The following is a 22,967-nucleotide window of genomic DNA, read 5'->3' on the forward strand; positions in this document are numbered from 1 at the left end:
CGACGTCAGTCGTCCTCGTCGAGGTGCTCGTGCGTGTCCGCTGCCCCGCGCTTCCAGTAGCCGGTGATCGACGAGTGGTCCTTCGTCAGTCCGAGGTCGTGGCGCACCCAGCGCCGCAGCGGCTTGATGGCCCCGGACTCCCCCGCGAGCCACGCGAAGACGCTCGCGCCCTCGGGGAGGGGGACGGCCCGCGTCGCGTCCTCGAGCAGCGTCGTCGCGGCGCCGCCGTTGTGCAGCCACGTGACGGACACGCCCGGCGGGGCGTCGAGCGGCTGCTCGGACGCGGGTCCGGGCACCTCGATCAGCACCGCTCCCCTGCGGTCTCGCGGGCTCTCCTCGAGCCAGCGGGCCACAGCGGGCAGCGCCGTCTCGTCGGCGGCGAGCACGTAGAAGTCGTAGTCGTCGCTGACCCGGTAGCCGCCCGGGGGGCCCGCCACGTGCACCGTGCCCCCCGGCTGGACGTCCCTCGCCCAGTCGGAGGCGAGGCCGTGCGCGTGCACGACGAAGTCGATGTCGATCTCTCGCGCCTCGGGCCGGTGGGCGCGCACCGTGTACTCGCGGCCCGTGGGGATGGGACGCGGCCACACGAGGTCGTCGCCGTCCGGTTGGGGCAGTCGCAGCTCGCCCGTGTCGGGGTCGGGGAAGAGGAGCTTGACGTGCTCGTCGAAGACGCCGCTCTCGAAGCCCTCGGCCCCCGGCCCACCGAGTGTCAGCCGGATCATGGTGTCCGTCAGGCGGGTGCGCCGCACCACCTCGACCTCGCGGATGCGGACCGGGAAGTCGACGTATGCGACGGGCTCCGGCGTGCGGCCCCCTCCCGTGACCCCCTCCCCTGCGGCCGGCACGCCGTCCATCGCCTCGCGCAGCGACCGAGGGCGCAGGTCGGTCCAGGTCCGCTCGACGTAGTCGAGGGAGTCCGCGCGCGTCGACTCGCCTTGGGCGACCGACCAGCCGGAGGGGACCTCCGCGAAGCTCGGCCACAGCGAGAACTGCTCCTCGTCGTTGACCAGCACGAGGAAGGCCCCGTCCTCGTCGTCGAAGGGGTTGGTGCTCATCGGTGTCCTTCCGTCTGTGGTGTGGGCTGTGGTGTCGGCGCCGCCCCGTCGAGGGCGGACGCGATGAGGGCGAGGGTGGGACCGCCGACGAGGTCGGCGTACCCGATCTGCCCGCCCTGTTCGGCGACGCGGGCGATGAGGTCCATCACCCGCACGGAGTCGAGCCCGTAGTCGCGCAGGTCCTCCGCGGGACCGGCGTCGGCGACGTCCTCGGGCACGATCTGGGCCACCAGCCCGCGGGCGCGGGCGAGGGCGATGTCAGACGACGGCATGGCGTCCTTCCTCCAGGCGTGAGTGGCGCCCGGCGCGGACCGCGCCGGCGAGCAGGTCGGCGATCTCGCCAGCGCGGACGGCGACTGTGGACAGCAGCGGGGAGGTCATCCCGTGCAGGTGGTCGCTCTGGCCGACGAGGACGAGGCTCGCCGAGCCGGGGGCCGTCAGCTCCGCCCGGTGGTCGCGTCGGATGACGGGCCTGCCGGAGGCGTCCCGCCGCACAAGGTCGACGTCGTCGCCGAGTAGCACGGACATGTCGAGCGCGTCGTACCCCGTGCCGAGCACCACCGCCTCGGCGTCGAGCACGGACTCCCGGCCGTCCAGGTCGGAGCGCACCACGACCCGGACGCCATGCGGCCCCTCGGCCAGGGAGGCCACCCGGCTGGCCCGGTGCAGGACGAGCCGCTCGCGGCCGAGCCACCGGTCCCGGTAGGCCCGGTCGAAGAACTCCTGGATGACCTCGGCGCTCGCGACGCCGTTGTTCGCGTTGCGGTGCAGCCGGTCCAGGCGCGCCCGCACGTCCTCCTCCGCGGCGTACAGCAGGTCGACCGTCTCGGGGTCGAAGATGCCGTTCACGAGCGGCCCCTGGTAGGACGGCCCGACGCCGAACTGCGAGGACACGAGGTGCACGGCGGCGTCCGGGAACCTGTCGGAGAGGTCCAGCGCGACCTCCATGGCGCTCTGGCCGGTGCCGACGACGACGAGCCGCGTCGGCGCGCGCAGCTCCCCGACGCGATGCAGGTGGTCGGAGCTGTGCCAGCAGCGGGGCCCCGGCTCGACGCCGACGGGCAGGCGCGGCTGGAGCCCGGCGGCGACCACCACCGCCCCTGCCCGCACGGAGCCGATGCCGTCGGATGACGCCACGACGACGTCGAACGCGTCGACCCGGCCGTCGGCCCCCCACACCGGCGCGATCCGCTCGACGCGTGAGCCGTAGCGCACCACGTCGTCGAAGGAGGCGGCGGCCCAGCGCAGGTAGGCGGCGAACTCGATCCGCAGCGGCTCCATCGAGCCCCTGTTGGTGAAGTCCGCGAGCCTGCCCTGCTGGTGCAGGAAGGAGACGAACGAGTAGCGCGAGGTCGGGTTCCGGAACGTGACCAGGTCCTTGAGGAAGGAGATCTGCATGCTCGCGTCCGTGAGCAGCATGCCCGGATGCCACGTGGGCTCAGGCTGGGCCTCGAAGAAGACCGCGCCGGGCGCCCCCGGCTGTTCCCGCAAGGCGATCGCTAGGGCGAGGTTGGCCGGGCCGAAGCCGACGCCGACGACGTCGATCCGGGCAGCCAGCGGACGCCCGGTCATGCCCGCCCCCGCGACCCGGAGGGCGACGAGGTGAGGCGCCGCCTGTCGACCTTGCCGACGCCCGTCGCCGGGAGCGCCTCCACGAACGCGAACACGTCGGGCGTCTTGTAGGTGGCCAGCCCTTGCGCCGCGAGGAAGCGTCGCAGCTCGACCGCGCGCGGCGGGGCCGCCCCGTCGCGGAGCACCACGTGCGCGCGGACCCGCTCGCCGAGCACCTCGTCGGGGAGCCCCGACACCGACACGTCATGCACATCGGAGTGCGCGAGCAGCGCGTTCTCGACCTCCTCCGGCGCGATCTTCTCGCCGCCGCGGTTGATCTGGTCCTTCGAGCGGCCCACCACCGTGAGGTAGCCGTCCTCACGCTCGACGACGAGGTCGCCGGTGCGGTAGAAGCCCTCGGGGGTGAACGCCCTGACGTTGTGCTCAGGCGCCCGGAAGTACCCGCGAATCGTGTACGGCCCCCGGGTCAGCAGGGCGCCGGCGGTGCCCCGAGACACCGGGCGGTCCCGCTCGTCCACGACGAGGACCTCGTCGTCCGGGCTGATCCGCAGCCCCTGAGTCGACAGGACCGTCTCCCGGTCGTCGTCGAGCCGCGTGTAGTTGACCAGCCCCTCCGCCATGCCGAACACCTGCTGGAGACGGCAGCCGAAGGCGGGCTCGATCCGCGCGGCCACGCTCCGGCTGAGCTTGGCGCCGCCGACCTGGACGACCTCGAGGCTGGTGAGGTCGGCCGTGGCGGCCTGGGCCGAGTTCAGCCAGGCGATGACCAAGGGCGGCACGGTGGGCACGATCGTCACGCGGCGCCGCTCGACCAGCCCGAGGGCGCCCGCCGGGCTCGGGTCCTCCGTCAGGACGATCGTGCCGCGCGCGTGGATCACGCCGAGGACGCCCGGCGAGGACATCGTGAAGTTGTGCGCGATGGGCATCGCCACGAGCAGGCGGCTGTGCTGGTCGAGGCCGCAGATCCGGGCGCTCTCGCGCACCGAGTACAGGTAGTCGTCATGCGTGCGCGCGATGAGCTTCGGAGTGCCGGTGGTGCCGCCGGAGAGCTGCAGGAGCGCGACGTCGGCCGGGCAGACGGGGACGGTCGGCGCGGCCGGGAGCGGCCGGATGACCTCGACGAGCCCGACGCCACGGCGCTCGGCGGCGGAGGCTGCGTCGTCGTCATCCGCATCGTCGACCAGCAGGACGCCGCGCACGCTCGCCACACACGCCTGGACCTCGCGGGCGAGGGCGCCGTGGTCGAAGCCCGCGATCACGCCGCGGGTGACGATCAGCACCGCGTCCGCGGTCTGGGCGATGTGCCGCAGGTCGCTGCGCCGGTGCGCGGGGAGCGTGAGGACGGGGACGGCCCCGAGCCGGGCCAGCGCGAAGACGACCAGCACGAACTCGGTGATGTTGGGCAGTTGCACGACGACCCGCTCGCCCCGGGTCACGCCGTGGCATCGCGCGAGCAGCGTCGCGGCACGCCCTGCCAGCTCGTCGAGCTCGCGGTAGGCGAGCTCGCGCTCGCCGTCGATGACCGCGACCTGCCGAGGCGCCTGCGCGGCCGCCTCGCGGAGCAGGCCGTTGAGGGTGGCCCCCGTCCAGTGCCCTGCGGCGCGGTAGCGGGCCGCCACGTCAGCGGGATAAGGCACGGCCCCGTCGATCAGCAGCGGGGCGGGAGGGGCGACCAGGCCGGTGGGGCTCAGGCGCGCTGCCCCGGCGTCGCCGCTCATGCGCCCACCAGCCAGGCCGGGCTCAGCTCGGTGACGTCCGCAAGCGCGTCGAGGGCGGTGCGGAGCTTGGCTGCCGTCTCGGCGTGCTCGGCCCCCGGGTCGGATCCGGCGAGGATGCCCGCGCCCGCCTGCACCCGCGCGCTCGCGCCGGTGACGGTCGCGCAGCGCAGCGCGAGGGCCCATTCGCCGTCACCCGAGGAGTCCATCCAGCCCACGAGCCCGCCATAGGCGCCGCGCCCCTCGGGTTCGAGGGCGTCCACCAGGGCGGCGGCCTCCTGGGCCGGGACGCCGCACACGGCGGCGGTGGGATGCACCGCGTAGGCCACGTCGAGCGCCGTGACGCCGGGGCGCAGCCGCCCGGAGACCCGGGTCCCGAGGTGCCACAGGCGGTCCGCCTCCACGATCGCCGGCGCGGCGGGGATGTGGAGGTCGGTGACGAGCGGCGCGACGTCGCTAGCGAGGCCGGCGACGAGGATCGCGTGCTCCTCGCGGTCCTTGGAGGACGCCAGCAGGGCCGTGTGCGCCACGTGGTCCTCGTCCGGGTCGGCCCGCCGCGCCGCGGTCCCGGCGAGGGGGTGCGAGCGCACGGCCAGGCCCTCGACATCGGCCACCAGCTCCGGCGACGCTCCGACGATCACCGAGCCGTCGGCGAGCGGGATGTGGAAGCCGTACGCCGCGGGATTGCGCGCCGTGAAGGCGGCGAGGAGCGCCTCGGTGTCGATCGGCGCGGGGGCCCGCACGTCGAAGGCCCGCGCGAGCACGACCTTGCGGATCACGCCGGCGCCGATCGCGTCGAGCGCCTGCTCGACGGCTGACCGGTACGCGGGGTCGTCCGCGAGGGCGGGCGCGGTCCCCCGCGCCTGGCGCCCGGTGGCCCGGCCCGCCCGCGGCTCCTCGATGACGCGCTCGGGCACGACGAGCCGCGCGGGTGATCGGGGGTCGAACGGGATGGACCCCATCACCAGGCGCGGGACGCCGTCGGCCTGTTCGAGCTCGCGCAGCAGGGCGAGCGCGGCGACGGCCGCGCCGGGCCCGCAGGCCAGGTCCTGGGAGAGGACGGCCCGGCGGCCGGAGCCGCGCAGGCGCCGCCGGCCGAGGAAGACGAGGTCGTCGCGCGTGGGTGTCGTCATGTGCGTCCTTCTGAGCGTGGGAGTGGCGCCTGTCCTGTCGATGCGGCCGGCTCGATGCGGCCGGCCGCCTCAGCGGAGGGAGGCCCCGCCGTCGACGTAGAGCTCCTGCATCGTGATGTGGCGTGCCGCGTCCGAGGCGAGGAAGGCCACGGCCTCGGCGATGTCCTCGGGCTCGGCGACCCGGAGCAGGGGGATGCCCGGTTTGAAGAGGGCGGAGTCCCCCGCGATCGCCCGCTCCGCGGCCTCGTCCACGCTGTCGCCCAGCCGGGTGAGCATCGCGGTGCGGGTGGTCCCGGGCGCGACCACGTTGCAGCGGATGCCGTGGCTGGCCAGCTCGAGCCCGAAGGACTTCATGTACGCGGTGGCGGCGGACTTCGAGGCGGCGTACGCGGCCATCCCGGCCCGGGGCACCCCCGCGGCGTTGGAGGAGACAGTGACGATGGCGCCGCTCCCCCGGGGGGCCATGCGGGCGGCCACGGCGCGGGAGACACGCGCGGCGCCGACGGTGTTGACCGCGAGCAGCGCCTCGAGGTCGGACAGGTCGGTGTCCAGCACGCTTCCGGCGCGCAGCACCCCGGCGGCGTTGACCAGGACGCCGATCGGGCCGTCTGACCCCTCGACGGCCGCCACCAGCGCGTCGACCGACGCGGCGTCGGTGACGTCCACGCGGCGCCGCGCCCCTGCGAGGTCAGCTCCGACCGCCGTCCAGCCCGCGCGTCCGAGCCGCTCGAGCACCGCCGCGCCGATGCCGCCGGCAGCGCCGACCACCAGGGCGACCCCGCCGCTCATCGGACGGCCTCCCGCGTCAGCTGCGCGAGCTCGGCGATGACGTCGTCGGCGGCCAGCACCCGCGCGCACCGGGTGGCCGCGTAGCGCAGCGCCGCCACGTGGTCCTCGCGGGAGAAGTCGGCCACGGCGTCGGCGACGAGGAACGGCTGGACGTCGTTCATGAACGCGTCCGCGGCCGTCAGCAGGCACCCGATGTGCGCGTACACCCCCGTGACCACAAGCTGGTCCCGGCCGCCCTCGACGAGCAGCTCACGCAGCGGCGTGCGGATGAACGCGTTGTAGCGCCACTTGGTGAGGATGACGTCGCCGGGCTGCGGGCTCAGCCCGGCGACGATGCGGGCGCCCGCCTCGTCCTGCAGCCCGGCGCCCCAGAAGTCGGTCAGCAGGCCCCGGTCGGACGCCGCCTGCCCGGGGGGCTGCGCCGTGTACACGACCGGCACGCCCTGCTCACGCGCATGGCGCAGCACGCGCGCGATGGTGGCCACCACCTCCCCGATCGTCTGGTCGGGCTCCTCGTACGCGTCGACGAAGTGGCGCTGCATGTCATGCACGAGGACGACTGCCCGGCGCGGGTCGAGGGGCCAGGCCACTCGTCCCCCCGCGTAGTCGTCGGGGCCGGGCAGCGGATACGAGGCGATCCGGGGAAGGCCCATGTCAGCCCCCGGCGACCGCGTCGGCGAGCACCGGCACGAGCCGTTCCAGGACCCAGCCCTCGCTGAGCGGCGTCGGGTAGGCCAGCGGCGAGGCGACGAGGTCGTCGATGACGGCGTAGTGGCCGCCCGCCACTGCGGGGACCTGCTGGAACAGCACGTCGCCCTCGAGCGCGGACTGGCTCAGCAGGCCCTCGTCGCCGAACGGGTACCCCACGAGGAGCACGTCGGCGTCGAGCAGGTCGAGGTTCTCGCGGCTGACAGCGGCGCTCGACGCGCTGAACTGCGACGCCGTCTCGGGGAGCGTGAGGCCGAGCCTGGTGAAGAAGGTGACGTCGCTGCCCTCGTAGGAGATGTACGTGACCTGCTCGGGGTGGATCACGGCGTAGGTGAACGACGTGCCGGCGAACTCGGGGTGCTCGGCCGCCGCCGCGTCGAACTGCTGCGCGACGCCGTCGATGACGGACTGCGCCTCCTCGGGCACTCCCAGTGCCGTGCCCGCCTCCTCGGTGCGGTCGGCCCACGTCATCGAGCCGAGCCCATCCTCGCCCTGGTAGGACACCACTGGGGCGATCTTCGACAGGTGGGCGTAGTCCTCGTCGAGCGTCCAGCCGCTCGTGGCGAGGATGACGTCGGGCTCGGCCGCCGCGATGGCCTCGTAGTCGACCCCGTCGGTGGAGTCGTAGGTGGCGAGCTCTGCCCCGCCGAGCGAGTCGAGCGCGTCGGCGGCCCAGGGCTCGAGCTCGGCGTGGCCGTACCGCGGGCCGATGACGGGGACCACGCCGAGCGCCAGCGCGATGTCGAGGTCGACGGACGAGACCACGGCGACCCGCTCGGGCTGCTCCTCGAGCACCGTCTCGCCGAAGGGGCTCGTGAGCGTCAGCGGGTAGCCGCCCGCGGAGCCGGCCGCTTCCGCGGCCTCCTGCTCGGCGGGTGCGCAGCCGGCGACGGCTGCCGCTGCCAGGGACACGACCGCTGCGGCGACGAGCGCGCGACGGGCACGGGACATGGGTGACTCCTCAGGTGGAAGGGATGGCGATAGGGGTGATGCGGCTCGCCGCACTCACACGTCGTGCCGCCCGCGGGCCAGCACGAGCGGGGCGGCGGTGTCCGGGTCGTGGATCACCCGCGCGCGGACGCCGAACACGTCGGCGACGAGCTCGGCGGTGACGACGTCGGCGGGCGGCCCGGCGGCCACGATCTGGCCGTCCTTCATCGCCACGATCGTGTGGGCGTAGCGCACGGCCTGGTTGAGGTCGTGCATCACGACGACGATGGTCGTGCCGGCGGCGTTCAGGTCGACCAGCAGGTCCAGCACCTCGACCTGGTGGGCGATGTCGAGGTAGCTGGTCGGCTCGTCCAGGAGCAGCAGCGGCGTCTCCTGCGCGAGGGCCATGGCGATCCACACCCGCTGCCGTTGTCCGCCGGACAGGGTGTCGACGGCGCGCGCGGCGAGGTCGGCGGCGCCGCTGCGCAGCAGGGCGCCCGCCACGACCCGGTCGTCGTCCGCGGTGCGCGCGCCGAAGCGCCGGTGCGGGTGGCGCCCGCGACGGACGAGCTCGGCGACGGTGATGCCCTCCGGCGCGACGGGGGCCTGCGGCAGCATCCCGAGCCGGCGGGCCACCTCCCGCGTCGGCAGCGCGTGGATGTCGGCGCCGTCGAGCAGCACAGATCCGCCCCTGGCGGGGAGCAGCCGCGCGAGCGTGCCGAGCAGCGTGGACTTGCCGCAGCCGTTGGGGCCGATCAGCGCGGTGATCTTGCCGTCGGGGACTGCGAGGTCGAGGCCCTCGAGGACGACATGGTCGCCGTGGCCGGCGGTGAGCCGCTGGGCGAAGACCGCCCGGAGGAGCGCGGTCATGCGTCGGCCTTCCGGTGGAGGAGCAGGAGCACGAGCACGGGGGCGCCGATCAGGCCGGTGAGCACCCCCGTGGGGACGGGGCTCACGTACGGCGCCGTCTGGGCTGCGACATCCGCGAGCAGGAGCACCGCTGCCCCGACGAGCGCTGCCGGGAGCGGGCCGGATCGCGCCAGCAGGCGGGCGGCGATGGGGCCGGCGACGAGCGCGATGAACGCGACGGGGCCGGCGACGCTCGTCGCGATGGCCGCGAGCGGCGCCCCGAGCAGGAGCACGCCGACGCGCGCCGCCTGCACGCGTGTGCCGAGGGCCGCGGAGAGCAGGTCGCCGAGCCGGAGAGTCTCGAGGTCGGGGCCGATCAGCAGGACGGCTGCCATCGCGGCGCCCAGCACCACGGCCAGCACCACGACCTCATCCCACCGCGCGCCCGCGAGCGAGCCGATCATCCAGCGCATCGCGCGCGTGGACGTGGTGGAGTCGGCGAACGTGAGGAGGTAGCTGGTGATCGCGGAGCAGCAGGCGCCCACCCCGATGCCGACCAGCACGAGCCGGTACGTCGAGGCCCCGCCCCGCCTGCTCAGGCCGAAGATCAGGGCCGCGGCGGCCACCGCGCCGAGCACGGCCCCGGCCTGCACGGCGAGGCCGCCCACCCCTGCGCCGACCAGCACGGCGACGGCCCCGGCGCTCGCGCCGGCGGAGACGCCGATGATGTCCGGCGTCGCCAGGACGTTGGAGAAGAGCCGCTGGCACACGACGCCGGAGAGGCCGAAGAGCGCGCCGACGAGCAGTGCGGTGAGCGCGCGCGGGAGGCGGGTCTCGAAGATCACGAAGTCGGCGAGCCCGGAGCCTTGGCCGACGAGCGCGCCCGGGATCTCGGCGAGCCCGATGTCGGCCGTCCCGCCGACGAGGATCTCGGCGCAGAACCCGATGAGGACGACGGCTCCCACCCCCGCCAGCGTCACGGCGGGGCGCCGCCGCACGCTGCGCCGCTCGGCCCGCAGCCCTGCGACCAGGTGGGCGACAGCGTCCTCGGCGTCGCGGCCGGCCGTGCTGGCCTCGGTCGCCGCCGTCATGCCTCCACCAGCCTGCGCGTGCGGGCGAGCACGACGAAGAAGGGCGTGCCGACGACGGCCGTCATGATGCCGACGGCGATCTCGCCGTGGCCGGGGGCGAGCCGCCCGGGCGCGTCGGCGGCGAGCAGCACCGTCGCGCCCGCCACCATGCTGAACGGCAGCAGCAGCCGTTGGTCCCCGCCGACGACGAGCCGCGCGAGGTGCGCCCCGACGAGCCCGATGAAGCCGATGGGCCCGGCGGCGGCGACTGCGGCGGCGCAGAGCAGGACCGCGACGAGCGCCGTGGCGAGCTGGGCGCGGCGCACGCGCACGCCGAGGCCTGCCGCGACGGCCTCCCCCAGCATGAGCGCGTTGAGCGTCGGGCCGCACAGCAGCGCGAGCACGAGGCCCGCCACCGCGAAGGGCCACAGCTCGCCGATGGCGTCGCCGCGCCCCGCGAGCTGGCCGATCGACCAGAAGCGGTATCGGGAGAACGCCGACTCGTCGCGGATGATCAGGAGGTTGATGACCGCGCCCAGCATCGCCGCGGTGGCGGCCCCGGCAATCACGAGGCTCACGGCCGTCGAGGCGGCGCGCGTGAGGCGCGAGACCCCGTAGACCACGACGGCTGTCGCCACGGCGCCGGCGAGCGCGAGCCAGAAGGTCGCCACGACGCCGTTCAGGCCGAAGGCGACGATGCCCGCGACGACGGCGCAGGCGGCGCCGAGCTCGACGCCGAGGATGCCGCCGTCGACGAGCGGATTGCGCGTGATGGCCTGCATGATCGCCCCGGACCCGCCGAGGCAGAGCCCGACGAGGAGGCCGACGACGGTGCGGGGCACCCGCTCGGTGGCGATGACTGTCGCGTCGTAGCTCTCAGGCGATGCGCCGGCCAGCGCGTCCGCCACCGCGCGCGCCACGGTGCTGGGCGGGATCACGCGGGCGCCGAGGGCGAGTGAGAGCAGGGCGACGAGCCCGAGGAGGAGGACCAGGGCGACGAGGCCCGCCACCCGGCGCCGTGTGGTCGTCGTGACGGCGCCGAGAACGGCTCGGGGATCGTCCATGCCGAGCGCGATGGGCTCCGTCGAGCCGCCGTGGGGCAGGACATTCGTGGACGTTCCACCCCCGCGCACAGTGCTCCGTCCCGGCGCGGATCGAGCGACGCACCCCTGCAGTCTCGACTTAGGCTTGCCTCAATTAGGCAAGGCTCACCTTAGGCATCGATCTGCGGTGCGGGCAAGGGTTCGTCCAGAAATGCGCAGTTGCTCCACGCGGCGCGGCGCCGCGAGCCGGGCTCAGCCGAGCGCGAGCTCCGGCCAGTCCGCCAGGTCGGCGCGCATGCGCCGGTCATGCGTCGCGACCACGACGGCCGCCGACGTGCCGCGCAGGGCGTCGGTCAGCTCATCCACCAGGCCGATCGACAGGTGGTTGGTGGGCTCGTCGAGGATGAGCACGTGGGGCGCGGCGAGCAGGGCGCACGCCAGGTCGAAACGGCGGCGCTGGCCCACGGACAACTCGCTGAGCGGCCGCTCCAGGTCCTCCTCGCTGAGCAGCCCCAGCGCGGCCACCGGCACCAGCTGACCCGGGTCGAGGGCGCCGTCTGCGAGCAGGTCGAGCGCACGCCGGGCATACGCCTCGAACCCGCTCCCCCGCGGGCCGTGCGGACCCTCGACGCCACCGGGCGCCCGGCTGGCGAGCGCCGCGCGCAGCGCGAGCGCCCCCGGCTCGCCCTCCTGCCCCAGCACCCCCAGCCGCCCCCCGCGCCCGAGCGCCCGCGCGCCCCGGTCCAGCGCGACCGTCCCGCCCCGCCCGGCCAGCACTGTCCACTTCCCGGGGCCGTTGGGGCCCGCCCCCCGCACCCCCCCGCACCGCCGCAGGTCCCCCCCGACGCCCGGTAAGTTCGTCGGCCGCGTCAGATGGGTATAAGAGCCAGACCGCGTGCCACGGTCCAGCGCGATCGTCCCGGCCAGCGCGGCCAGCAGTGTCGACTTCCCGGAGCCGTTGGGGCCCGTCACCAGCAGCCTGCCGCACGGCGGCAGGTCCACCCGGACGCCCGGCAGGTCGAGCCGCGCCCGCCCGAATTCACCTGCGACCCGGGGCGCCCGCACCTCGAGCAGCGGCCCGCCGTCGTAGTCGCGCGGCAGCGAGGGCAGGTCCGGGAAAGCGAGCTCCACGGGCGGCGTCGGCACCTCGACGGCCTCGGCCTCGAGGCGCTGCACCAGCCGGTCCGCGGCCTTGACATGGATCCGCGCCCGCGTGGCGCGACGGTTCTTCTGCGAGCCCTTCAACGGGCGCCACTCATCCGAGAGGCCCTCGTACGAGGCGTCGAGGCGCGCGGCGAGCTGTTCGGCCCGCTTGCGCTCGGCGCGGTAGCGGGCACGCCAGCGGCGCAGGGCCTGGTCCTTGGCGAACCGGTAGTCGGCATACGACGTCGCGCCGTAGAGCACCGGCCGGCCGTCCATCGACGGGTCGAGGTCGAGGATGGCCGTCATCACGTCGTCGAGGAGCCGCCGGTCATGCGTGACGATGACCACGACCCCCGGCCACTGCTGGAGCTGCGCGGTGAGGTAGTCGATCCCGCTGGCGTCGAGGTGGTTGGTCGGCTCGTCGAGCAGCAGGATGTCGGCCCGCTCGGCGATGCGGCAGGCGAGCCGGACCCGGTACCGCTCGCCGACACTCAGCCGGTCGAGTGGGCGGCTCAGATCACGGGGCGCGCCGAACCTGCTGAGCGCCTCGTCGACCCGGCGATCGGCATCCCACGCGGCCAGGTGCTCCACCCGGGCGATGGCGTCCGCGAGGGCCGTGAGGTCGCCATGCTCATGGTCGAAGCCCTCGATCTCGGCCGCCAGCCGCTCCGCCGCCGCACGCGAGCGCCCCAGGGCCTCGGCCACGAGGGTCCCGACGGTGGCCCCGGGCGCGAAGTCCAGCTCCTGCTCCACCACCGAGATGGACCCGGCGCGGCGCACCTCGCCGCTGGAGGGCGGCAGGTCGCCGGCCAGCACGCGCAGCAGCGTCGTCTTGCCGGCGCCGTTCTCCCCCACCACGCCGATGCGCTGCCCGGCCGAGGCCAGCACGTCCACCTTGTCCAGCACGGCGCGCCCCGGGTAGCCGACGCTCACCGCGTCGGCGGCCAGGTGCACCAAGCCGGCCCCAGCGGTCATCGTCCGAGGGCGCTGACGATCACCGGGACGAGGGCAGGGAACGCCTGCCCGCGGTGGCTGATGGCGTTCTTCTCCTGCGGGGTGAGCTCGGCGCAGGAGCGTGTGTCGCCCTCGGGGACCAGGATCGGGTCGTAGCCGAAGCCGCTGTCGCCGCGCGGCGCCGTGGCCAGCGTGCCGACCAGGTGGCCCATCTCCACATGCTCGAACCCGTCGGGCGTCACCAGCGCCGCGGCGCAGGTGAAGCGCGCCCCGCGGTGCTCTGCGGCGATGTCCGAGAGCTGGGCGAGCAGCAGGTCGAGGTTGGCGCGGTCGTCGCCGTGCCGCCCGGCCCACCGCGCCGAGAAGATGCCGGGGGCGCCGCCGAGCACGTCGACGGACAGGCCGGAGTCGTCCGCCACGGCAGGCAGGCCGGTGAACGCCGCGAGCGCCCGGGCTTTGAGCAGCGCGTTCTCCGCGAAGGTCACGCCGTCCTCAACCGGCTCAGGGGCGCCGACGTCACGGGCGCCCACCACGGCGGCCGGGTCGAGCCCGGGCAGCGCGGGGGCCAAGATGGCCCGCAGCTCGCCGATCTTGTGCGCGTTGTGCGTGGCCAGGACGAGGCGGGGTGTGCTCATGCGCCAGCGCCGAGGATGGGCGCGGCGGACGGCGCGCCGGCGGCCAGTGCGGCGGCCTGCAGGGCGCCCAGCTCGCTGGTCCCCGCGAGCGCCAGGTCCAGCAGAGCGTCGAGCTCGGCGCGGTCGAACGGCGCCTGCTCGGCGGTGCCCTGCACCTCGACGAACTTGCCGGAGCCGGTCACCACGACGTTCATGTCCGTCTCGGCGCGGACGTCCTCGACGTACGGCAGGTCGAGCACGGGCACGCCGTCCACGATCCCGACGCTCACGGCGGACACCGAGTCGCGCAGCACCGTCTTCTTGCGGCTGATGGCGCCGCGCTCCACGCCCCAGGCGACGGCGTCGGCCAGCGCCACGTACGCGCCGGTGATGGACGCCGTGCGGGTGCCGCCGTCCGCCTGCAGCACGTCGCAGTCCAGCACGATCGTGTTCTCGCCGAGCGCCGAGACGTCGATGATCGCGCGCAGCGAGCGGCCGATCAGCCGGGAGATCTCATGGGTGCGGCCGCCCACCTTGCCGCGCACCGACTCGCGGTCGGAGCGGGTGCTCGTCGCGCGCGGGAGCATCGCGTACTCGGCGGTGACCCAGCCCTGGCCCGAGCCCTTGCGCCAGCGCGGCACGCCCTCGGTGAACGAGGCGACGCACAGCACCTTGGTGCCGCCGAACTCGACGAGCACGCTGCCCTCGCCGCTGTCGAGGTAGCGGCGGGTGAGGGTCACGGGGCGGAGCTGGTCGGCGCGGCGGCCGTCCGCCCGCACCAGGGCTCCCGGCTCCGCAGGGCTCGCGGGACGGGGGGTCGAGGTCGCAGAGGTCATGGCGACGAGCCTAACCGGGCGAGCGTGGGACGCCGACGAGGCTCGAAGGACGCGGCTCAGAGCGGGTAGACCGCGCCGGGCCGGGCCAGGTCGATCGGGCCGTCGTACTCCCCCCGGGCCTCGGCGAGCGTCGCCTGCGGGTCGTTCCAGCTCACGAGGTGGGTGAGCACGAGCCGTCCCGCCTTGCCCGCGGCCGCGGCCGCGCCCGCCCGGCGCCCGGTGAGGTGCACGCCGCGGAGCGCGTCGTCGCGCCCCTCGATGTAGGCGGCCTCGGCGAGCAGCAGGTCCACGCCGTCGGCGAGGGTGGTGAGGCCGGGGCACTCGTCGGTGTCGCCGGTGTACGCGAGGGTGACGGTGCGTGTCGGGTCGGCGTCGGACGGGCCGCTGACGCGCATCCCGAACGACGGCAGCGGGTGGTGCACGGCCACCGGCTCGATGGTCAGCGGGCCGACGGTCACGGGGACGCCCTCCTGCCACGGCTCGAAGTCGAACTGGCCGGTGACCTCGGTCGCCGGGTCCTTGCCGGCCATCTGCGCGAGCCGCTCGAGCGTGCCCGGCGGGCCGTGCAGCCGCACGGGCGCGCACGCCCCCTCGGGCCGGTACCGCCGCAGCACGTTGAGCACCACCAGGTCCGCCACGTGGTCGGCGTGCAGGTGGGAGATCCCCACCAAGTCCAGGGCGGTGGGGTCGGTGTGCGCCTGCAGGGGCCCCAGGGCGCCGCTGCCCAGGTCGAGCAGCACCGTCCAGGTCCGGCCGTCCGCGTCCTCCGCCTGCACCAGGTACGCCGACGCCGCGGAGTCCGCGCTGGGGAACGATCCCGCGCTGCCGACGACGACGAGCCTCACCGCAGTGCCCCTCGCGGCTCGACGGCGAGGACCTCGGGACCGAGGAACCGGCGGGCGAGGGTGTGGAAGGACTCGGGGTCGCCGGTGGCGAGGAACCGGTGCTCGGCCGGCCCGGCGCCGGGCGAGCGCTCGAGGTCGTGCGCGACGAGCGTGCGGTAGACGTCCTTCGCGGTCTCCTCGGCGGAGGACACGAGCGTCACCTCGTCGCCCATCACGTAGGAGATGACGCCCGTCAGCAGCGGGTAGTGCGTGCAGCCCAGCACCAGGGTGTCGACGCCGGCGGCCTTCACCGGCGCCAGGTACTCGTCGGCGACGGCCAGCAGCTCGGGGCCCGAGGTGATCCCCGCCTCGACGAACTCCACGAACCGGGGGCACGCCTGCGTGATCAGCTCCACACCGGGGGCCACCGCGAACGCGTCGTCGTAGGCGCGCGACTGGACCGTCGAGCTGGTCGCGATGACGCCGATCCGCCCGGTGCGGGTGGCGGCCACGGCGCGGCGGGCCGCCGGCAGGATCACTTCGACCACGGGCAGGCCACGGCGCTGGGTGTAGCGCTCACGGGCGTCGCGCAGCATCGCCGAGGAGGCCGTGTTGCAGGCGATGACCAGCATCTTCACCCCGGCGTCGACGAGGTCGTCCATGACCTCGAGCGCATGCGCGCGCACTGCCGCGAGCGGCTTGGTGCCGTAGGGGGTGTTGAGGGTGTCGCCGATGTAGAGGGTCGACTCGTGCGGGAGCTGGTCGAGGATGGACCGCGCGACGGTCAGGCCGCCGACGCCGGAGTCGAAGATCCCGATGGGTGCGTCGTTCACGGGCGCGAGCCTAGTCATCCTCGCTGCCTGCCCTGTCCGTCCCGTCCGGAGCGCCCGAGGTCGTCGAGCAGTGCCGCCATGAGCGTCTCCTGCAGCCAGCTCAAGGAGACGTAGACGGCGCCGAGGTATCGGCGGACCTCGGCCTGCGGGTCGTCCTCGTCCTCCGCCGGCTCGCCGTCGAGCTCCACGTACAGCGACTCGGCGTCCTCGTCCTCGTGCAGCCCGAGCCGGTCGGCCAGGACGAGCCGCAGGTCGGTGAGGGTCGCCGCGACCGCGCCGCCGAGCTCGACGGGCACCACCACGGCGTCATCCGGCCACGCGGCGCCCGGGCCGGCCGTGAGGGCGTCCCACAGCCAGGTCAGGCGTTCCACCTTGACGCGACGCAGGTCGTCCTCGGTGAGGCGCCGGAACTCGGCGGCCACCTCCTCGTCGTCCACGGAGGCGTCGGGCAGCAGCCGCCGCACGGCGTCGTCCTCGGGCGGCTCGATCTCCTGGGTCCGCAGCGACATCCCGGGCATCAGCGCGGGGTCGGCGGGGCCCGCGTCCTCGGTCGCGCGCTCCTCGAGGCGCCCGGCGCCCAGCAGGTCGGCGACGTCCGCCACGACGGCGGCGATCACGCCCCGCTCGGTGGCGTCGAGCTCGGCGACCAGGGAGCCCCGCTCGCGGCGGAACGCGCGCATCACTCGCCTCCCCGCTGCAGCGTGGCCCAGAGCCCGTACGAGTGCATGGCCTGCACGTCGACCTCCATCTGCTCGCGGTTGCCCGTCGAGACCGCCGATCGGCCCTCCTCGTGGACCTGGCGCATGAGCTTCTCGGCCTTCTCGCGGGGGTAGCCGAAGTAGCTCTGGAAGACGTAGGTGACGTAGCTCATGAGGTTCACGGGGTCGTTCCACACGATGGTGACCCACGCGTCCCCGAGCCGCTGGCCCGTCTGCGACTCAGCGGTCTCCTCGGGTGCGATCTGGACTGACACCCGCCCACTGTAGGTGCGCCCGCCGAGGAAGTCGTCCTACGTTGAGCGCATGAGCACTCCGGAGGCCACGGCGCCCGTGTCCGTCCCCACCACGTCCACCACCCCCCGCCCGAGCACCGCGCTGCTCACCGACAAATACGAGCTGACGATGCTCGAGGCCGCGCTCGGCAACGGCACGGCCGCTCGGCGCTGCGTGTTCGAGGTGTTCACCCGCCGGCTGCCCGCCGGGCGCCGCTACGGCGTGCTCGCGGGAACGGGCCGGCTGCTCGAGTCCATCGCGGACTTCCGGTTCGGCCCCGCGGAGCTCGAGTGGCTGGCGGCCGAGCGTGTGGTGAACGACACGACGCTGGAGTTCCTCGCGGGCTACCAGTTCACGGGGTCGATCACGGGCTACGCGGAGGGCGAGGCCTTCTTCCCGCAGTCTCCGGTGCTGGTCGTCGAGGGCACGTTCGCCGAGGCGGTCCTGTTGGAGACGCTCGCCCTGTCGATCCTCAACCACGACTCTGCTGTGGCGTCGGCCGCCTCGCGCATGACCAGCGCCGCCGTCACCCGGCCCTGCCTCGAGATGGGGTCGCGGCGCGCCCATGAGGAGGCCGCCGTGGCGGCGGCCCGGGCCGCGGCTGTGGCCGGCTTCACGGGGACGTCGAACCTGGAGGCGGGGCGCCGGTACGGCATCCCGACGATCGGCACCGCCGCGCACGCGTTCACGCTGCTGCACGACGACGAGGAGGCGGCCTTCGCCGCGCAGGTCGCGGCTGCCGGGCCGGGCACCACGCTGCTGGTGGACACCTATGACGTCCACACGGGCGTCGAGCGGGCCGTGGCGGCCGCGGGGACGGGGCTCGGCGCGGTGCGGCTCGACTCGGGCGATCTGGGGGTGCTGGCGCAGGAGGTGCGCGCGCAGCTCGACGCTCTGGGCGCCCGGGACACGCGGATCGTGGTGACGTCAGACCTGGACGAGTACGCGATCGCCGCGCTGGCCGCCGCGCCGGTGGACTCGTATGGCGTGGGCACGTCGGTGGTGACCGGCTCGGGGGCGCCGACCTGCGGCATGGTCTACAAGCTGGTGGCCCGTGAGGGCCGCGGCGGGGAGATGGAGCCGGTGGCCAAGACCTCTCGGGCCAAAGCCGGCACGGGGGGCCGGAAGGCCGCCGCCCGACGGTTGGGCCCCGATGGCCGGGCTGTCGAGGAGGTGTTGGTGACCGGGACCGACGCGCAGGTCTCCGCGTGGGTGTCCCAGGACGAGTCGCTGCGGGCCCTGCAGGCGCCGCTCGTGGTCGACGGCGCCGTCGACCCTGCCTGGATGGGGCCGGAGGGTGTGCGCCGGGCAGCAGAAAGGCACCGGGCCTCCCGTGATGAACTGCCACGGGGGGCCCGGCGCCTGTCCGCGGACGAGGCCGCGGTTCCGACGGTGACGCTGCACCTGGGCGACTGAGACATGCAGGGGGCTGCGCTCAGGTCACCGGGGGCAGCGCCCAGCTAGATCCGTGCGCCGCGACCACGCCCCACGAGCCCGAGGATCAGGCTGACGACGAGGACGATGACGCCGATCCAGATGAGGAACTGCCCGATGTTCGTGGCGACGCCCAGGATGACCAGGACGGCGCCGACGATGATGAGGAGGAGCCAGGACGGCATAGTGCACACCCTTTCGCTGTTCTCGGATCCGACCCCCGGGGGATCCGGGGTCGGTGGCACGTCCAGAAGACTGGCATCGGGACGGGCCCTCGGCATCCGGAGAACAAGAGTTGCGAATCGGGCGACCTTTGCTAAGTGGGCACGTGTCCAGGGCGCTGACCTGCGGAAACGCAAGTCAAGGCTCCGTCCACGATGTGAGACGCTTCGGGGGCCGTCCCGCCGGGGAGAGAGCGCTCAGCGCTTCCCGACGAACCACGCGCGCAGCATCTCGATCCGCGCCGTGAGCTGATCCGGGTCCGCGAGCGCGACCTCCGGGCCCCCACACCGGCGCCGCAGCTCGGTGTGCACAGTCCCGTGCGGCTGCCCGCTGCGACGAGCCCACGCCCCCACGAGCTGGGCCAGCTCCTTGCGCAGCTCGGCCTGGCGGCGGTGGTCCATCTCCGCGAGCTGGTCCGCCTGCTCCTGCGCCGACCTGCTCCTGCGCCGGCCGCTCTGCTGCTCGGCCTGGCGCTGCTTCAGCAGCGTCGTCACCTGGTCCGCGTCGAGCAGGCCCGGCAGGCCCAGGAAGTCCAGCTCCTCCTCCGAGCCGACATCGGCCCCCGTGCCGAACTCGCCGCCGTCGAAGAGCACGCGGTCGAAGGACGCCTGCGCCTCCAACGCCTCGAAGGACCCCTGCTTGCCGTCCGGCCCGACGGCGTCCGGGCCGTTGCGCTCAGAGTTCGCCGCGGCGAGGAGCGCGTCCTCAGGTGAGAACACGTCGCCCTGCTCCTCGGCGGTGAGCGGGCGGTCCAGCGCGTGGTCCCGCTCCTCCTCGAGCGTGTTCGCGAGCGCGAGGAGCTGCGGGACGCTCGGCAGGAACACCGAGGCCGTCTCCCCGCGCCGTCGAGCGCGCACGAACCGGCCGACGGCCTGCGCGAAGAACAGCGGCGTCGAGGTGCTCGTCGCGTAGACGCCCACCGCGAGCCGGGGCACGTCCACCCCCTCGGACACCATGCGGACCGCGACGAGCCAGCGGGAGTCCGACGCGGAGAACTCGTCGATCCGGTCGCTCGCGCCGTCGTCGTCCGAGAGCACGACGGTGGGCGACTTCCCGGTGATCCGGGCCAGGTGGCCCGCATACGCCCGGGCGTCGTTCTGGTCGGTGGCGATGACCATCGCCCCGGCGTCGGGCACCGAGCGCCGCACCTCGCTGAGCCTGCGGTCGGCCGCGGCCAGCACCGAGGGGATCCACTCGCCGTTCGGGTCCAGGGCGGTGCGCCACGCCTGTGCCGTGAGGTCCTTGGTCAGCGGCTCCCCCAGGCGCGCGCTGACCTCGTCACCGGCCTTGGTGCGCCAGCGCATCGAGCCGCTGTACGACAGGAAGATCACCGGCCGCACGACATGGTCGCGCAACGCGTCGCCGTAGCCGTAGGAGTAGTCCGACACGCTGCGGCGAATGCCGTCCTTGCCGCGCTCGTATGCGACGAACGGGATCGCCGCGGTGTCGGAGCGGAACGGGGTGCCGGTCAGGCCCAGGCGCCGCGTCGCGCCCTCGAACGCCTCACGGACCGCGTCGCCCCAGGACAGCGCGTCGCCGCCGTGGTGTATCTCGTCGAGGATCACGAGCGTCGGCGCCGCCGAGGTCCGCGCCGCGTGCAGCGCGGGCTTGGAGGCCACCTGCGCATACGTCACCGCGACCCCGTCGAAGCCTTGCCCGTGACGGCCCTGCGCGTTGGAGAAGTTCGGGTCGATCTTGATGCCGACGCGCGCCGCGGCGTCCGCCCACTGCCGCTTGAGGTGCTCGGTCGGCGCCACGACGGTGACGCGGCGCACCACGCCGGCCTCGAGCAGCTCGGTGGCCACGCGCAGCGCGAATGTCGTCTTGCCGGCCCCGGGGGTCGCCACCGCCAGGAAGTCGCGAGGGTTGCGGACGCGGTACAGCTCGAGCGCCTCAGCCTGCCAGGCACGCAACTTCCCGGCCGTGCCCCGTGGGGCACGGGCAGGGAACGCCGGCGGCAGATTCGAGGCTGCCGACGATGACGCGTGACTGCTGGCGGAGGACGCTGGCTGGCGGAGCGCGCTCACTTCCCGCCGGAGGAGTCGCCCGACCCCTTGCCGCGCCCGAACCCGCCCCAGCGCCGGCCACCGCCGCCGCCGGAATCCCCGGAGCCGCCGTCCTGCGGCTCGCGCAGGCCCTCGTAGATCTCCTTGCACTGCGGGCAGACGGGGAACTTGTTCGGGTCGCGACCCGGCACCCACACCTTGCCGCACAGCGCGATCACGGGGCTGCCGCTCAGGGCGGAGTCGAGGATCTTCTCCTTGCGCACATAGTGCGCGAAGCGCTCATGGTCTCCGGGCTCGACCTGCTCGGTCGTCTCCTCGCGCTCGAGGACGCTGGTGGAGGTGCCCGTGCCCGGGTCCGAGCTGAACGGGTCGTCCGGTTCGACAGGGAAAGGCTGGGGCTCACTCATGCGCACGAGTCTACGGCGGCCCACCCACGAGGTGGCCCGCGTCCACGGACGTGGCGTCGCGCGGATCCGTCACAGGCCCTGCCACGGCGGCTTCTCCGCGAACGCCTCGCGGTAGTACGCCGCGAGTTGGAGCCTGCTCGCCGCGCCCTCGTCGAGCAGCACCGTCACATGCGGGTGGTGCTGCAGCACTGTCGCGGGCCACATCGCGCTCACCGGGCCCTCGACGAGCTGGTGCACCGCCTCGGACTTGGCCCGGCCGAGCGCCACCAGCACCAGGTGGCGGGCCTGCATGATCGTGCCGAGGCCCTGCGTCAGGCAGTGCCTCGGCACGGCGTCGACGTCCCCGTCGAAGAACCGGGCGTTGTCGGCGCGGGTGCCGGGAGTCAGCGTCTTGAGCCGAGTCCGCGAGGCCAGCGACGAGCCGGGCTCGTTGAACGCCACGTGCCCATCGGCCCCGATCCCGAGGATCTGCACATCCACCCCGCCCGAGGCCACGATCGCCATCTCATAGGCGGCGCACGCCGCGGGCACGTCCTCCGCGAGGCCGTCCAGGCCGTGCACGTCCGCGGGGTCGAGGTCGACCCGGGAGACCAGCTCCTGCTCGATCACGTTGCGGTAGCTGCGGGGATCGTCCGGCGGCAGGCCCAGGTACTCGTCGAGCAGGAAGGCCTCGACGCCCGCGAAGGACAGGCCCTCCTCGCGATGGCGCCGCGCCAGCTCGTCGTACACCGCGAGCGGGCTGGAACCTGTCGCGAGCCCAAGCACCGCGCGCGCGCCGATCGCGGCCCGTGAGCGCACCCGCTCCTCGATCACATCCGCGGCGAGCCGGGCGAGCTGCTCGCCCTCGCCGATCAGGACCTCCATGAGGCCTCCCCTCGTCCCACCAGTGCAGCACCCACGGCTCCCACCGGCACACCCAGCGGCGCCAGTCGCACCCTGTCCTCGAGCTTCATCGACGCCAGGAACGGCGACGCCTCGGCCTCTCGCGCGAGCGAGCCTGCCACAGCGTCGAGCAGCGGCGCGCCCAGCTCGCTCACACCTCCCCCGATCACGATGCGCTCGACGTCGCAGGTCAGGACGAGCAGGCGGACCGCCGACGCCACCGCCCACGCGACCTCGTCGCGCAGCGTGATGGCGCGGGGGTCCCCGGCCGCGGCGGCCTCGAACAACTCGACCCCCGCCGGGCGCGGGCCGCCGCCCGGCCACACCGCCGCGATCGCGCTGCCCGAGGCGTACCGCTCCAGGCAGCCGCGTTGGCCGCACTCGCAGGGCCGCCCGCCGGGGACGAGCGTCACGTGCCCGATCTCCCCGGCCGAGCGCGCGGCGCCGCGCCGCAGCGTGCCGTCGAGCAGGAGCCCTGCGGCCACGCCGGTGCCGAGCGCCAGGAACGCGAGGTCCCGCACCGGCTCCGGGGCCAGGTGCGCCGCGCCCAGCACCGCGGCGTTCAGGTCGTTCTCCAGCAGCACGGGGACCCCGCCGAGGGCATCCCCGAGGAGCTCCGCGAGCGGGAGGCGCTCGGCGATGCCGAGGTTCACCGCGTGCTCGACGGCGCCGCCGACCGGGTCCACGACGCCTGGCACCCCGACGCCCACGCCGCGCAGCACACGGGCGTCGACGCCCGCCCAGCCGGGGAGGTCCAGCACCGCCGCCCGGGCCGTGCCGACCACTCCCCGGGCGCCCGCGGTGGTGGGCAGGCGCACCCGGCGCCGCACGGCGCCGCTGTCGTCGAGCAGCACGCCCAGCACCTTGGTGCCGCCGACGTCCAGGCCCACCGTCCAGCCCGGGTCTCGGCCTCCCCCTGTCGCCGCCGTCGTCATGTCGAGCGGGTTCGTGCTCAC

General features: G+C 74.4%; 23 protein-coding genes and 2 pseudogenes. 1 reads left to right on the plus strand and 24 read right to left on the minus strand.

What is annotated here, in order from left to right; all coding sequences use genetic code 11:
- Window positions 1–5 precede the first annotated feature (5 nt).
- The 19 genes and pseudogenes from BN3788_RS03735 to clpS form a co-directional block, all read right to left on the minus strand.
- Window positions 6–1,055 (minus strand): SIP domain-containing protein, encoded by a 1,050-nt coding sequence (locus tag BN3788_RS03735; protein WP_082812551.1) that lies wholly within the window; start codon window positions 1,053–1,055, stop codon window positions 6–8.
- Window positions 1,052–1,327 (minus strand): phosphopantetheine-binding protein, encoded by a 276-nt coding sequence (locus BN3788_RS03740; RefSeq protein ID WP_066582503.1) that lies wholly within the window; start codon window positions 1,325–1,327, stop codon window positions 1,052–1,054. Before BN3788_RS03740 ends, BN3788_RS03735 begins: the two co-directional genes overlap by 4 nt.
- Window positions 1,314–2,627 (minus strand): lysine N(6)-hydroxylase/L-ornithine N(5)-oxygenase family protein, encoded by a 1,314-nt coding sequence (locus BN3788_RS03745; protein WP_066582504.1) that lies wholly within the window; start codon window positions 2,625–2,627, stop codon window positions 1,314–1,316. Before BN3788_RS03745 ends, BN3788_RS03740 begins: the two co-directional genes overlap by 14 nt.
- The gene (locus tag BN3788_RS03750) at window positions 2,624–4,345 is read right to left on the minus strand and encodes a (2,3-dihydroxybenzoyl)adenylate synthase (RefSeq protein WP_066582505.1); all 1,722 of its coding nucleotides are present in this window, start codon (window positions 4,343–4,345) and stop codon (window positions 2,624–2,626) included. The genes BN3788_RS03745 and BN3788_RS03750 overlap by 4 nt, the downstream gene beginning before the upstream one ends.
- On the minus strand, window positions 4,342–5,475 hold the full coding sequence (locus BN3788_RS03755; protein WP_066582506.1) for an isochorismate synthase: 1,134 nt from the start codon (window positions 5,473–5,475) through the stop codon (window positions 4,342–4,344). Before BN3788_RS03755 ends, BN3788_RS03750 begins: the two co-directional genes overlap by 4 nt.
- A gap of 69 nt (window positions 5,476–5,544) precedes the next feature.
- Window positions 5,545–6,264, minus strand: a complete 720-nt coding sequence (locus BN3788_RS03760) for an SDR family oxidoreductase (protein WP_066582507.1) — start codon at window positions 6,262–6,264, stop codon at window positions 5,545–5,547.
- Window positions 6,261–6,917 carry an isochorismatase family protein gene (locus BN3788_RS03765; protein WP_066582508.1) on the minus strand — a complete coding sequence of 219 codons (657 nt, stop codon included), beginning with the start codon at window positions 6,915–6,917 and terminating at the stop codon, window positions 6,261–6,263. Before BN3788_RS03765 ends, BN3788_RS03760 begins: the two co-directional genes overlap by 4 nt.
- Before the next feature lies 1 nt (window position 6,918).
- Window positions 6,919–7,923, minus strand: a complete 1,005-nt coding sequence (locus BN3788_RS03770) for an ABC transporter substrate-binding protein (RefSeq protein WP_066582509.1) — start codon at window positions 7,921–7,923, stop codon at window positions 6,919–6,921.
- Window positions 7,924–7,977: 54 nt separating this feature from the next.
- Complete coding sequence (locus BN3788_RS03775) at window positions 7,978–8,772, minus strand: ABC transporter ATP-binding protein (RefSeq protein WP_066582510.1); 795 nt, start codon at window positions 8,770–8,772, stop codon at window positions 7,978–7,980.
- Window positions 8,769–9,842 (minus strand): FecCD family ABC transporter permease, encoded by a 1,074-nt coding sequence (locus tag BN3788_RS03780; RefSeq protein WP_082812552.1) that lies wholly within the window; start codon window positions 9,840–9,842, stop codon window positions 8,769–8,771. Before BN3788_RS03780 ends, BN3788_RS03775 begins: the two co-directional genes overlap by 4 nt.
- Window positions 9,839–10,885: a FecCD family ABC transporter permease gene (locus BN3788_RS03785; protein ID WP_066582790.1), complete on the minus strand. Its 1,047-nt coding sequence runs from the start codon at window positions 10,883–10,885 to the stop codon at window positions 9,839–9,841. The genes BN3788_RS03780 and BN3788_RS03785 overlap by 4 nt, the downstream gene beginning before the upstream one ends.
- Window positions 10,886–11,116: 231 nt before the next feature.
- Window positions 11,117–11,470 (minus strand): annotated as a pseudogene (locus tag BN3788_RS20150) (ATP-binding cassette domain-containing protein); the annotation flags it as partial.
- A gap of 237 nt (window positions 11,471–11,707) precedes the next feature.
- Window positions 11,708–12,982, minus strand: a pseudogene (locus BN3788_RS03790) (ATP-binding cassette domain-containing protein); the annotation flags it as partial.
- Window positions 12,979–13,596: an RdgB/HAM1 family non-canonical purine NTP pyrophosphatase gene (rdgB, locus tag BN3788_RS03795; protein ID WP_066582512.1), complete on the minus strand. Its 618-nt coding sequence runs from the start codon at window positions 13,594–13,596 to the stop codon at window positions 12,979–12,981. The pseudogene BN3788_RS03790 and the gene rdgB, both read right to left, overlap by 4 nt.
- Complete coding sequence (gene rph, locus BN3788_RS03800) at window positions 13,593–14,411, minus strand: ribonuclease PH (RefSeq protein WP_066582513.1); 819 nt, start codon at window positions 14,409–14,411, stop codon at window positions 13,593–13,595. The genes rdgB and rph overlap by 4 nt, the downstream gene beginning before the upstream one ends.
- A 56-nt stretch (window positions 14,412–14,467) precedes the next feature.
- Window positions 14,468–15,256, minus strand: a complete 789-nt coding sequence (locus BN3788_RS03805; RefSeq protein WP_066582514.1) for an MBL fold metallo-hydrolase — start codon at window positions 15,254–15,256, stop codon at window positions 14,468–14,470.
- Window positions 15,253–16,068 (minus strand): glutamate racemase, encoded by an 816-nt coding sequence (murI, locus tag BN3788_RS03810; RefSeq protein WP_066582515.1) that lies wholly within the window; start codon window positions 16,066–16,068, stop codon window positions 15,253–15,255. Before murI ends, BN3788_RS03805 begins: the two co-directional genes overlap by 4 nt.
- A gap of 14 nt (window positions 16,069–16,082) precedes the next feature.
- The gene (locus BN3788_RS03815) at window positions 16,083–16,748 is read right to left on the minus strand and encodes a DUF2017 family protein (protein WP_066582516.1); all 666 of its coding nucleotides are present in this window, start codon (window positions 16,746–16,748) and stop codon (window positions 16,083–16,085) included.
- Window positions 16,748–17,041 carry an ATP-dependent Clp protease adapter ClpS gene (gene clpS / locus BN3788_RS03820; RefSeq protein WP_082812553.1) on the minus strand — a complete coding sequence of 98 codons (294 nt, stop codon included), beginning with the start codon at window positions 17,039–17,041 and terminating at the stop codon, window positions 16,748–16,750. The genes BN3788_RS03815 and clpS overlap by 1 nt, the downstream gene beginning before the upstream one ends.
- Before the next feature lie 49 nt (window positions 17,042–17,090).
- On the opposite strand from clpS, the gene BN3788_RS03825 reads away from it, so the two are divergent.
- Window positions 17,091–18,476, plus strand: coding sequence for a nicotinate phosphoribosyltransferase (locus tag BN3788_RS03825; RefSeq protein WP_066582517.1), 1,386 nt, complete (start codon window positions 17,091–17,093; stop codon window positions 18,474–18,476).
- A gap of 44 nt (window positions 18,477–18,520) precedes the next feature.
- On the opposite strand, the gene BN3788_RS19460 is transcribed toward BN3788_RS03825, so the two are convergent.
- The 5 genes from BN3788_RS19460 to BN3788_RS03845 all read right to left on the minus strand — a co-directional run bounded on the left by BN3788_RS19460 (window position 18,521) and on the right by BN3788_RS03845 (window position 22,967).
- On the minus strand, window positions 18,521–18,679 hold the full coding sequence (locus BN3788_RS19460; RefSeq protein ID WP_187138353.1) for a hypothetical protein: 159 nt from the start codon (window positions 18,677–18,679) through the stop codon (window positions 18,521–18,523).
- A 234-nt stretch (window positions 18,680–18,913) separates the two neighbouring features.
- Window positions 18,914–20,677: a DEAD/DEAH box helicase gene (locus BN3788_RS03830; RefSeq protein ID WP_066582792.1), complete on the minus strand. Its 1,764-nt coding sequence runs from the start codon at window positions 20,675–20,677 to the stop codon at window positions 18,914–18,916.
- 62 nt (window positions 20,678–20,739) lie between these two features.
- Window positions 20,740–21,129, minus strand: a complete 390-nt coding sequence (locus BN3788_RS03835) for a DUF3039 domain-containing protein (RefSeq protein WP_066582793.1) — start codon at window positions 21,127–21,129, stop codon at window positions 20,740–20,742.
- A 69-nt stretch (window positions 21,130–21,198) separates the two neighbouring features.
- The gene (gene nagB / locus BN3788_RS03840; protein WP_066582518.1) at window positions 21,199–21,993 is read right to left on the minus strand and encodes a glucosamine-6-phosphate deaminase; all 795 of its coding nucleotides are present in this window, start codon (window positions 21,991–21,993) and stop codon (window positions 21,199–21,201) included.
- The gene (locus BN3788_RS03845) at window positions 21,981–22,967 is read right to left on the minus strand and encodes an ROK family protein (protein WP_234346468.1); all 987 of its coding nucleotides are present in this window, start codon (window positions 22,965–22,967) and stop codon (window positions 21,981–21,983) included. The genes nagB and BN3788_RS03845 overlap by 13 nt, the downstream gene beginning before the upstream one ends.

It is taken from the genome of Cellulomonas timonensis (assembly GCF_900046455.1).
Lineage (GTDB): Bacteria > Actinomycetota > Actinomycetes > Actinomycetales > Cellulomonadaceae > Cellulomonas_A > Cellulomonas_A timonensis.